This is a genomic window from Aerosakkonema funiforme FACHB-1375, assembly GCF_014696265.1.
Classification (GTDB): Bacteria; Cyanobacteriota; Cyanobacteriia; order Cyanobacteriales; family Aerosakkonemataceae; genus Aerosakkonema; species Aerosakkonema funiforme_A.
Window position 1 is genome coordinate 126,107 of sequence record NZ_JACJPW010000004.1, and the last position, 10,917, is coordinate 137,023.

Annotated in this window: 12 protein-coding genes, 1 pseudogene and 1 riboswitch; of the genes and pseudogenes, 5 read left to right on the forward strand and 8 right to left on the reverse strand. The window is 45.0% G+C overall.

Translation table 11 applies throughout. The features are described 5' to 3' along the window. Nucleotides 1-29 precede the first annotated feature (29 nt). The 6 genes from H6G03_RS02825 to H6G03_RS02850 form a co-directional block, all read right to left on the reverse strand. Nucleotides 30-803 carry an ABC transporter ATP-binding protein gene (locus tag H6G03_RS02825; protein ID WP_190461865.1) on the reverse strand — a complete coding sequence of 258 codons (774 nt, stop codon included), beginning with the start codon at nt 801-803 and terminating at the stop codon, nt 30-32. A 51-nt stretch (nt 804-854) separates the two neighbouring features. Then, nucleotides 855-1,700 carry an ABC transporter permease gene (locus tag H6G03_RS02830; RefSeq protein WP_190461867.1) on the reverse strand — a complete coding sequence of 282 codons (846 nt, stop codon included), beginning with the start codon at nt 1,698-1,700 and terminating at the stop codon, nt 855-857. Between the two features lie 73 nt (nt 1,701-1,773). Further along, on the reverse strand, nt 1,774-2,826 hold the full coding sequence (locus tag H6G03_RS02835) for an ABC transporter substrate-binding protein (protein WP_190461868.1): 1,053 nt from the start codon (nt 2,824-2,826) through the stop codon (nt 1,774-1,776). Between the two features lie 363 nt (nt 2,827-3,189). Then, nucleotides 3,190-3,897, reverse strand: a complete 708-nt coding sequence (gene hypB, locus H6G03_RS02840) for a hydrogenase nickel incorporation protein HypB (protein WP_190461870.1) — start codon at nt 3,895-3,897, stop codon at nt 3,190-3,192. Beyond that, nucleotides 3,881-4,261: a hydrogenase maturation nickel metallochaperone HypA gene (hypA, locus tag H6G03_RS02845; RefSeq protein WP_190461872.1), complete on the reverse strand. Its 381-nt coding sequence runs from the start codon at nt 4,259-4,261 to the stop codon at nt 3,881-3,883. Before hypA ends, hypB begins: the two co-directional genes overlap by 17 nt. Before the next feature lie 175 nt (nt 4,262-4,436). Beyond that, nucleotides 4,437-5,630, reverse strand: coding sequence for an agmatinase family protein (locus H6G03_RS02850; RefSeq protein ID WP_190461874.1), 1,194 nt, complete (start codon nt 5,628-5,630; stop codon nt 4,437-4,439). A 116-nt stretch (nt 5,631-5,746) separates the two neighbouring features. Then, nucleotides 5,747-5,891, reverse strand: a riboswitch (guanidine-I (ykkC/yxkD leader). Between the two features lie 194 nt (nt 5,892-6,085). Between H6G03_RS02850 and H6G03_RS38650 the strand changes: the two genes are divergently transcribed. Beyond that, nucleotides 6,086-6,211, forward strand: coding sequence for a hypothetical protein (locus H6G03_RS38650; RefSeq protein ID WP_255512165.1), 126 nt, complete (start codon nt 6,086-6,088; stop codon nt 6,209-6,211). Nucleotides 6,212-6,280: 69 nt separating this feature from the next. Here H6G03_RS38650 and H6G03_RS02855 read toward each other — a convergent pair whose 3' ends face one another. After that, complete coding sequence (locus H6G03_RS02855; RefSeq protein WP_190461876.1) at nt 6,281-6,694, reverse strand: ATP-binding protein; 414 nt, start codon at nt 6,692-6,694, stop codon at nt 6,281-6,283. Nucleotides 6,695-6,762: 68 nt separating this feature from the next. Between H6G03_RS02855 and H6G03_RS02860 the strand changes: the two are divergent. The 4 genes and pseudogenes from H6G03_RS02860 to H6G03_RS02875 form a co-directional block, all read left to right on the forward strand. Continuing rightward, a pseudogene (locus tag H6G03_RS02860) lies at nt 6,763-7,506 on the forward strand (response regulator); the annotation flags it as partial. Between the two features lie 150 nt (nt 7,507-7,656). Then, nucleotides 7,657-8,712: an alpha/beta hydrolase gene (locus H6G03_RS02865; protein WP_190461880.1), complete on the forward strand. Its 1,056-nt coding sequence runs from the start codon at nt 7,657-7,659 to the stop codon at nt 8,710-8,712. Between the two features lie 187 nt (nt 8,713-8,899). Beyond that, nucleotides 8,900-9,373: a GNAT family N-acetyltransferase gene (locus H6G03_RS02870; RefSeq protein ID WP_190461882.1), complete on the forward strand. Its 474-nt coding sequence runs from the start codon at nt 8,900-8,902 to the stop codon at nt 9,371-9,373. Between the two features lie 20 nt (nt 9,374-9,393). Further along, complete coding sequence (locus H6G03_RS02875) at nt 9,394-9,999, forward strand: transglutaminase-like domain-containing protein (RefSeq protein WP_190461884.1); 606 nt, start codon at nt 9,394-9,396, stop codon at nt 9,997-9,999. A 10-nt stretch (nt 10,000-10,009) separates the two neighbouring features. Here the strand turns inward: H6G03_RS02875 and H6G03_RS02880 are convergent, their stop codons facing one another. Then, complete coding sequence (locus tag H6G03_RS02880; protein WP_190461886.1) at nt 10,010-10,852, reverse strand: lysophospholipid acyltransferase family protein; 843 nt, start codon at nt 10,850-10,852, stop codon at nt 10,010-10,012. Nucleotides 10,853-10,917: the final 65 nt, after the last annotated feature.

The window sequence follows — 10,917 nt, forward strand, 5'->3', positions numbered from 1 at the left end:
GCGGACTACTAGATTAGCAGAATTCGCACTCATGCTGCTGCTAGAGCTTCCTGTCCGTGTCTCCGCAGCAGTTCCATCAGCTCGTCCCGGTAGTCGTGGAAGATGGAGTGGCGCTTAACGGTGTGAGTGCGATCGGGTAATTTAACCTTAATTTCTTTTCTGACTGTACCGGGACGAGAACCCAGCGCATAGATGCGGTTAGCTAAAAATACCGCTTCTTCTACATCATGAGTAATCATGAAAATTGTAATATTGGTGCGCTGCCAAAGGTCTAACATAAATTCGTGCATCGACTCTTTAGTATGGATATCCAACGCACCGAAAGGTTCATCCATTAATAATACTTTCGGTTCCGAAACAAGAGCGCGAGCAATTGCCACCCGTTGCTTCATCCCACCCGATAATTCCTTTGGCAAGGAGTTAGCAAAATTAGTCAAACCTACCACATTTAAATAATAGCTAGCTTGCTCGCGTCGGATCTTCTTCGGTACGCCTTGAAGCTTGAGTCCAAACTCGGTATTTTCCTGCACACTCATCCAAGGGTAAAGCGTATAGTGCTGAAATACCATACCTCGGTCTGGCCCTGGCCCAGTGACAACTTCTCCATCAATTCTGACTTCCCCAGATGTGGGCATATCCAGTCCGGCAATTTGTCGCAACAGGGTAGATTTACCCGAACCGGATGCTCCCACGGCGCAGATAAATTCGCCCTCTTTAATCGTCATGTTAATATCTTTGAGGACAACTAACGTGCCGTTTTTTGTCTCAAAGTGTTTGTGCAGGTTGTTGATTTGCAGATACATGGTTTAAATCTCCTTAATTTGATAATTGGTGATTGAATAATCCCTGAAAAATTAACGTTTTTGGCTAGACCATTTGCAAGAAACTCTTAACAGATACTGGAATAGCAAATCGAAGAACAATCCAATGACGCCGATAACGATTAGCCCGACAAAAATTTCATCAGTCCTCAGAAATCGACCCGCCACGCTAATGCGACGACCTAAACCTTCGGTTGCGGCAATTAGTTCCGAGACAATGACTAACTGCCATGCCGCTGCCAAGTTGATGCGGCAAGCATCGATGATTCCCGGCAAGACGTGCGGAAAAATGACCTGAAGCAGGGCTTGTTTGCGATCGCCTCCTAAAATATAAGTCGCTTCAATCAAATCTTTTGATACAAACTTTACAGTATCCATCACCATTAAGGAGTTGAAGAAGAAAACTCCAATAAAGATGAGGGTAATTTTCGGTTCCTCTCCTATTCCCAGGTACAGAATTAGCAGAGGAATAAAGGCAGGCGCAGGCATATAGCGCATTAAGCCGAAAAGCGGTTCCAGCAAAGCGCGAATACTGGCAAAACTGCCCATTAACACGCCAACGGGGATGGAAAGCGTTGCTGCAAAAATAAATCCGACACCGACGCGCCACAAACTCGCTACGGTATCCTTGAGGAGTTCGCGAGTACTCCACAAACGTCCGAACGCCTCCAGCACTTTACCGGGTGAGGGTAAAAATTTGGGGTCGATGTTGCCAAATGCAGTTACCAACCACCACAGCAGCAGGGGAGCGGCTATGGAAGTAATTACCAACGCGGTATTGAGAGGTTTGGGAATGTCTTCGGCGAGTTGCCAGAAAACAGTCGGATTGAGCTTTTTAGCTCGGATGAAATCTCTAATCGATCCTGGTTCTTGGCTCATAGAATTTTAGATTTTAGATTTTGGATTTTCCCTATTCTCTATTCTTTCTTCCCTAACCCCTAGCCCCTTTTTCCTAGCCCCTTTTTCCTAGCCCCTTCATGTAAGCTTGCACAAAGCGATCGTCAAATAACTTGCTCAGATCCGGTTGCGTTTTTGATAACCCCACTTCTTTGAGAAATTTACTCATTTCCTGAGCGGCAAACTGTAACGAAGTCAAATCGCTCCCTGGTTGAAATGCTTTAATATTTTCCTCAATTGTAAATATCTGCGTGCCATCAGCGTATTGCTTGTATTCTTCCACAGAAACGCCCGCTCGTTTCGCCATAATTTCATAAGCTTTATCTGGATTTGCCTTCATATATTCCAATGTGGCAAACCAGGAATCAACCAATGCCTGTACTCGATCGGGATATTGTTCTACAAATTTGCGCGTCACAACGAGGTGATCCGAAATCGCTCCCGGAAAGTCCTTGGAACTAAACAATTCCTTACTACCCTCACGCTTTAATGCTTGCGTGGTAAAGGGAGCGAACACCGCCGTTGCATCGACTTGTCCCGCGACAAATGCTGCCGCTGCTTTACCTGTTTCTAGCGGTACGAACTGAATATCTTGCGGCGATAACCCTGCTTTTTTCAGACCTAACAAAAGGAGAAAATGATCGACCGTACCTTCTTCTGCGGCTACTTTTTTCCCTTTTAAATCGGCAATTGAATTAATGCCATCTCGGACGATAACTTTATCGTTGCCGGTGGAGTTATCGTTCACCAGCACAATCACTTGGTCTGCGCCACCCGATACGGAATTAACCGTATCTCCTAAAGTTTGACTATTGGCATCTATTTGTCCTGCGGTTAGGGTGCTAATTGATTCCAAATATCCATCAAACCATTTGAGGTCTACCGGGACGTTATTTGCTTGAAAAATTTTTTGTTCTTGCGCCACTTGCCAAGGAAACCAACCGGGCCACGCGCTGAATCCCAGACGGACGGCACCGGCAACTGCTGAGGAACTGGTATCGGTTTCGGTGGTTGTTTTAATATAGGTGGCAGGGTTGACGCAACCTACAATAATGGTGAAAGTAACAAGAAAAAGGATGCAGAAGGAAAGGGGCGATCGCACTCTCATAGCATCTCCTATAGGAGAGATTGTGGGCGAGTTTTCAGAGCGGTTGAATATGTGTAGCAAATAAAGGTATCACCGCTTTGTTATTTTTGTTACAAAATTCCTCAGTTGGCCTATTTACAGCTTTTGAGCTTTAATTTTTTGGCTTTGTCACAAATAGACCTGTTGCCAAAGTAGATTTTATCTGCGTTAATCTGCGTTAATCTGCGGTTTTATCTCTAAAATTGACAACTTTGGCAATCAGCCTAATAGTGTTAGCTCCTCCGAGAAGTAGATTTTAGAGATTTTTTACCGCAGATGAACGCTTCGGAACGCAGATGAGTAGAAATGTTCGATCGCACATCAAGGGATTGTGCGGATAAGTTGTTAATGAACAGTGGATAGTTGATGTTTGGTGGTTGAGGATCGATCGAGTTGAGAGCGTACCCAATCAAACCAAGTTTCTAATCCCTCTCCTGTTTTGGCAGAGACGGGAATGATGGTGACGTGGGAATTCATTTGGCGCACATTTGCCACAATTTGATTCACGTCAACATCAAGATGGGGTGCTAAGTCCATTTTGGTGATTAACAAACAATCTGCTTCTTGAAACATCACCGGATATTTGAGGGGTTTGTCTTCTCCTTCGGTCAAACTCAAGAGCGCAACTTTCGCGTGTTCGCCTACTTCAAATTCTGCCGGACAAACGAGATTGCCAACGTTTTCTACCAGTACTAAATCGAATTCGGAAGGGTTGTATTCGTGGGCTAAACGATGAATTCCGCCTGACACCATTTTGGAATCCAAATGGCAGGAACGACCTGTGTTGATGGCAATCACGGGAACGTTGTATTTCCGCAGGCGATCGGCATCTAATTCGGTGGTCATATCGCCTTCAATTACGGCGATTTTGTACTCGTTGGTGAGGACTGCTAGGGTTTTTTCTAGCAATGCAGTTTTGCCCGCGCCGGGACTGCTCATCACGTTGAAACAGGTGATTCCCCATTCATCAAAATGTTCGCGGTTGTGGTCTGCTCCGGCTTGATTGGCATGGAGCAAGTTAATTCCTAAAGCGGCGTCAAAGGTTTGGTGCATAAGTTTCCGCAGAATCAGAACTATATTCAATGCGATCGATCTTCAGTTCTCGGCCCGATCGAATATCTTCCATTGGCGAGTGGCAAGTCGGACAAGCGTACTGAATGCCAATTTCTGGCCGATATTCTTGTTGGCAGTGATGGCAAAACGCAATTAATGGCGTTTCCTGAATGACTAGCTTCGCTCCTTCTAAAAAGGTGTTGCGGGTCTGGACTTCAAAGGCGAATTGCAAACTCACAGGTTCGACGCAGGTGAACTGACCGACTGTGAGATGAACGTGGGAAATTTTCGGTTTTTCCGGTTGTTCTAACCACCAATTCCGCACAGTTACTATTAATGCCTTTGTCATGTCAGTTTCGTGCATGGATTTCTCCTGAGAAAAAGGGGAGAGGGAGAGGGAGGAAGGAGAAGAATAGGCTGCTTGCAAAATCTGAATTCCCGCTCTTTTTACCGCAGATGAAAGCAGATAAACGCAGATAAACGCAGATGAAGAATATGCAAGAGGTCTACTGTTCCCTGTTCTCTTCTGCTTTCAGTTTTTAAGTCCAGGCTACGAGTTCGGGTTGCGATTCTGGGAAAATGTAAGCGGGTTTTTGTTTGCGCGGTAGTTGACCGGATATGACTAAATGTGCCATCGTGTCGCAAATGACGCGAGTTGCCATCAACGAAGTCATATCGCTGATGTCATAAGGTGGAGAAACTTCTACCACTTCTAAGCCGCAAATTGGTGCTTTTTGCACTATTTTGCCGAGTAAAGATAGCGCTTCGCGGGGTAATAAACCACCCGGTTCTGGCCAACCGGTGCCGGGGACAAATCCGGCATCGATGCAGTCAATATCGAAGCTGATATATACGCAGTCGGTGCCATCGAGTGCGCGTTCTAAGGCAAAATCAACGGCTGCATCAATTCCTTTTTCTACGATGTCGGTAACGGTGAGAATGTTAGTAGAACGTTCTCGACAAACTTTCACGCCTTGACGGGGAACTTGCCAACCGCCAATTCCCAGCTGTACGAGGTTTTTGGCTGGGGCGTTTTTCATGTTGGTGGCGTGAAACCAAGGACAGGTGTGCATCCGTTCGTCGAGGTCGGTTTCTTGGGTGTCGGCGTGGCGATCGAAGTGAATAATACCAACTTTTTTATCTCCCAAATGGCGGCAAATGCCTCGTACTGTTGGGAAGCCGATCGAATGGTCGCCGCCTAAAATAATCGGAAATGCGCCGGAACTAAAAATGTGGGCAACGCCTTTAGAAATTTGGTCGAATGATTTTTCGTTGTTCGCGGGAATGGTGAAGATATCGCCCACATCGCAAAGGGTGATTTGTTCGCGCAAATCAACTCCCAATTCAAAGTTGTAGGGAGTGTACAATGCAGAAATGCGCCGAATCCCCTGCGGACCGAAGCGAGTTCCCGGACGATAGGTAGTTCCGGAGTCGTGGGGAACGCCGACAATCGCCACATCGTATTCGCCCACTCTACGCACATCTTCTACATAAGGCGCTTTCATGAAGGTGTTGATGCCTGCGTAGTGGGGGAGTTCGCCGCGAGAGAAGGTGGGAATGGTGCGATCGCGAATACTTTCTGCTGCTTCTAATCCATATTCCAGACCTTTTGACACTTCCTGCTGCCAGCCTGTCAACGGCAATCTCGCTTCCAGTTCCAAAGCGCGTTGCGCTTCGCTGGGAGTATGGCCGTTATTTGAGTCTGGACTTTGAAACAAAGGATTTTCAGTCATTTGAACACTCTGGAGATTTACAAAACAACATTCTGCTGTTGATTCACTTGCTTGTCTCCTGAGTTCCAAAGCAGAAAGCCCAGGAGAACAAGTTTAGTCGATCGCGACTTATACGTTTCTCCCGGGCTTTTCTCCCGCCGTGTGGCTAGCTAATCCTTATAAATATAAATATTCTACAGGAGCCAGCTGCTTCTCTCGGACCAGCATTTGGAGTGTCGCCAGTGTCGCTCTATCCAAACCGGAACCCTAGAAGCTATCAAATTCTTCACCTCTCTGACTCTGCGATTTACCTCAAAACACTTCCAGCTTTGACGCTAAATACTACAAAGGGTAGAAAGATTGAATTTTATTGATAAGTTATTCTTTGTCTTACCTGCTTAACTTAGCAATCAGTTAAGCTACAAAATGTATCTTAAGTTACAAAAAGTTAGTAAATTACTCTGTTTTGTCTTTTAATGATCGAAGCACCCTTACCCGATAATGAAGCCGAGAGAATCGAAGCGCTTAAGCAATATAAGATTCTCGACACTCCTGCGGAAGCAGCTTTTGACGAACAAATTAAGCATCATCTGAATTGCTGACACAATTGCAAGCATATATTAACACTATGCAATAACTTTTAAAAAATGGTAAATCAAATAAATAAAAATTTAATACTGTTTGCTCATCAACAGACAATTCCGACGCTCGTCTGCGCTCTTGTAAGTAAAGTAATCGGCAAGTAATGATATAATTTTCAAACCGCGCCCCCGTCCCTCAAAATTATCTTCAAGTTTGGGGGTTTGCGCCAATTGAGCTTCTAAGTCAAAATCTGGGCCATAACTGTAAATCCGAATCTCTATATGTTCGTCGAACCTTACAGCTTCTATATCGATCGGTGTGTCAGGTGGCAGATCTTTATGGGCGTGTTCGACAATATTAGCAAAGCCTTCTTGAAGTAGGGTCTGACACTGCCACCAAATTTCCTTACGGATGGGAGGATGGTTTAACTGCTCAAACCATGATAAAACTTGGCCAGATGCAGTCAAATCTGTATTAACTTGAAGATGAATTTTTTTTAGCACTTTTAAGTCACCAACCTTTTCTAATGCAATAATAAACTGGAATAGATGTAATTTTTATTGAAAGTACTATGTTTAAAATTCTTATCGTTGATGATGACCACACCTTGCGCCTCCTGTTAAAAAGAACGCTCCAAAATCAGGGTTATGATGTAATCTTAGCAAGCAATGGTGAAGAAGGTATCGCGCAAGCGCAACTGCATCGTCCCGCTCTGATAATTTGTGATTGGATGATGTCGGAGATGGATGGACTAGAAGTGTGTCGCCGTATTAAAGCCGATCCGGAGTTATCAACTACATTCTTTATTCTGCTGACGGCGAAGGGAAAGGGAATTGAGAAGGAAGCAGTAGAGGAACGTGTTGAGGGACTTGATGCAGGCGCAGATGAGTTTGTTTCCAAGCCCGTTGAAATGGAAGAAGTGAAAGCGCGGGTGCGAGCTGGACTGCGGTTGTATGAATTGAATCAAAAGTTACAAACCGTCAACCAAGATTTCCAAATCCAAAAGCAAGCGTTGGAAAAAGCGAACCACAAATTACAAGCAGAATTGGATGAAGCGGCTGCATATGTGCGATCGCTCCTTCCCGTACCTCTCAAAGGAACTGTCTCCACTGAGGCGGTTTTTCTTCCTTCCGCTCGGCTGGGCGGCGATTGTTTTGATTTTTACTGGCTCTACGATGGGATTTTAGGTATTTATTTGCTTGATATATCCGGACACGGAGTCGGTGCGGCGCTGCTGTCAGTTGCTGTCCTGAATTTTTTGCGATCGCAACCCATCTCGGAAGTTAATTTTCTTCACCCCAACTTGCGACTAAAAAAGTCAGACGATTGAAACTTTTATACTAAAATTGCATATTTGCACAATCTACAGTTTTAATGATATTAATAACATTCAGACAGTTAACCTGCTCGTGGGGCAACAATATTTTTAAGCCGCTGCACGAGCCAACTAGCGGAGAAACTAAAAATGTCTGACCAATCGCGGAGAACCTTCGTGAAAGCCAGCGCAATCGGGGCAGGCAGTTTTTTACTCAGCCAGGGTATAGCCGGAGTAAGTAACAGTGCGGAGGCAAAAATGCAGATGACGGAGACGCAATCCAGAGGCTCCTACACAATGGAGCGAGTCAGCTTCACAAACGACGGCGTGGAAATGGTGGGTAATTTATACATTCCTGACGGGTTGACCCAACCAGCACCCGCCCTGCCGATTCTGGGCCCTGTAGCATTTGTCAAAGAGCAATCCCCTGTTCAATATGCTACCCGAATGGCAAGAGAAGGTTTTATATCCTTAGCATTTGACCCGCGTTTTCATGGCGAAAGCGGTGGGGAACCGCGCCGTTATGAAAGCCCACAAGCAAAGGTTTCTGACTTGAAAGCCGCAGTTAGTTATTTGCTCACCCGCCCAGAAGTAGATAAAGATAGAATTTACATTCTTGGTGTATGTCAAGGTACTAATTGGGCAATTCAGGCAACCACCGAAGACAGCAGAGTAAAAGCATTAGCGCTAGTGGCAGGTCATTATCTGACCAAACAAACGGCAGATGAATACAATGGCGGCGAAGAAAAGACTCTCGCTCGCATTGAACGAGCAAGGCAAGCAAAGGCTAAATACGAACAAACGGGTGAAGTGGAGTATATTCCCATTGTAAGTCTCGAAGATCCTAACGCTTTGCTATTACCAAAACCGATATATGAGTGGTACATCCGTTGGGCAAATCGCGGCCCAGCTTGGAATTTTCACGGGCTTTGGGAAAACCGCATTACTGCGATGAGCGAAGCAGAATTATGGACTTATCGTGTCGATGAAACCATCAAAAATCTCAACAAGCCGACATTGATGGTACACGCTGACAAGGCGGCAACCGGGCCGGTGATTCCTAAAAAAATATTTGAATTGATTCCCGCCAAAGACAAAGAGCTTGTTTGGTTAGGGGATAAAATTCAGTTTCAGTTTTATGAAGAACCGGAAACGATCGATAAAGCTGCAATCAACATTGCTGCATGGTTCAATCGCCATGTTTGATTAGCTAATTATCATAAATTTTGTAGGTTGGGTTGAAGTGACAGGATTTTAGATTTTGGATTTTGGATTTGCTTCGCAATGAGCGGAAGGATCTAGAAATTCGTTATTGTTAAACCCAACCTACAATTCTTACAATTACTTTTAGTAGATACGGGTACGATCGCACTCAGCAAAACCAACTATTGAGATGAAATTAGATATTCATATCAGAGCAGCTTTTCCTGAAGAAGACGCTCTCATTGCCGAACACTTTTATCAAATGTGGCTGGATAATGATGTGACAGCAAATAGTATCAAAACTGATTGGTTTAATATTACACTTGAATTTATCGATCGCGCTCGCAAACAACTTGCCTATCAAGCTTTTGTCGCCGAAGTCGAGCGTCGAGTTGTCGGTTCCGTAAGCTGTCAACTTTTTGCTGGCCTTTATCCCCATATCCTCACCGCAGAATATCGCCATTATGGATATATTTGGGGAGTTTATGTCGAACCGGATCGTCGCCGACAAGGAATTGCCAAGCAACTCACCACCACAGCAGTAAATTATCTCAAATCGCAAGGATGTACGAAAGCTATTTTACACGCTTCGCCATCTGGCTTACCTGTCTATTCCAGTTTGGGCTTTTCACCTACTAACGAAATGAAATTGGATTTAATTTAAACATTCCAGGAGATAACGTCATGAATTGGCAATGCGAAATCTCAGATATGAATGAATATTTGGCAACATCTGATGTAATTGATTTTGACGCTCCCAACATCCAAGCAATTGCCAATAAATTATCTCAACAGGCAAAAACTGATGTAGAAATAGCCAAAAAAGCTTATGAGTTTGTGCGAGACAATATCGCTCACTCTTGCGATATTAACGGCAAAGTAGTCACCTGCGAAGCTTCTAGCGTTTTAAGACACCAAGAGGGTATTTGTTTCGCCAAATCTCATTTGTTAGCGGCGATATTGCGCTGTATGGGAATTCCGGCGGGATTCTGCTATCAACGCTTGGTTTTCCATGACGATCGACCAAATTATTTAACTTTACACGGCTTGAATGCGATATACTTAAATAGTATCGATCGCTGGATTCGAGTTGATGCGCGGGGAAACAAAAAAGGCGTCCGAGCAGAATTTTGTTTGGATCGAGAACTGTTGGCATATCCTGTCAGAACAGAACTTGCCGAAATCGATTACCCAAACGTATATGCACAACCGAACCATCAGGTAGTTTCGGCGTTAAAAAACTATACAAATTTGCAAGATTTACTTGCCAACCTTCCTAGCAAATTGTAATGTTAGAGGATTAATCTTGGCTGTGCTTAACCAACCAATCTAATTCCTGCTGCATTTTAGTACGAACCATTTCATAACAAGTATTAACATATTCGCGATCGCGTGATGCCTCATCGCCGTAGCGTTCAAACACAATGGGAGGACAAACGCGAGTGTAGATACGCACCGGTAATGGAATATGAGGCAACGGGCCAATCGCCAATCCCCAAGGTAAACCCAGATAAATCGGAAAAACTTCCGGGTCAATACCGAAAAGCCAAGGTATTCCCCAGGAATTTAGCTGCTGCATTTGCTCGTGGACATCTGCAAGTACAATCAGCGTATCGTGTGCGCCATTAGAAATCACGGGAATAATCGGCACTTCCTCTCGCAGCGCTACTTTGATAAATCCTTTACGATCGGCAAAGTAGATTTGATGACGCATATGGTACGGTCGGAACAAATCTTGCGGGCCACCGGGATAAACCAACACGCTGGCATTTTGACGCAAAGCTGCGATCGCCATTTTAGGATGGGCCACGATCGCGCCGCATTTTACCGCCAGTTCGGCTAACGAAGGCGCTACCTGCCATGTGAGATGGTGCATCAATCCATAAACCCGGCGTTCGTAGCCAAAGCGCCGAAACCAGTCATACATCATCATGAACATATCCGGCGCAGCAATTCCCCCGTTGTGGGAACCGACGAACAAGACTTTTCCCTCGTCGGGAATATGATGCCAACCGCTCGTTTGCACCCGGAAATAGTTCTCGTACAGCCACCCCCATATTGGCATCATGGCTTGAATGACTTTTGGATCTCGTTGGTCTAAAGACCATCCCGATTTAGCTTGAGTGCGATTTTTCTGGTGCATCAGGGCATCTTAGCAGAAATTAGAACGAGTGGGGGAGTGGGGGAGTGGGGGAGTGGGAGAGTGGG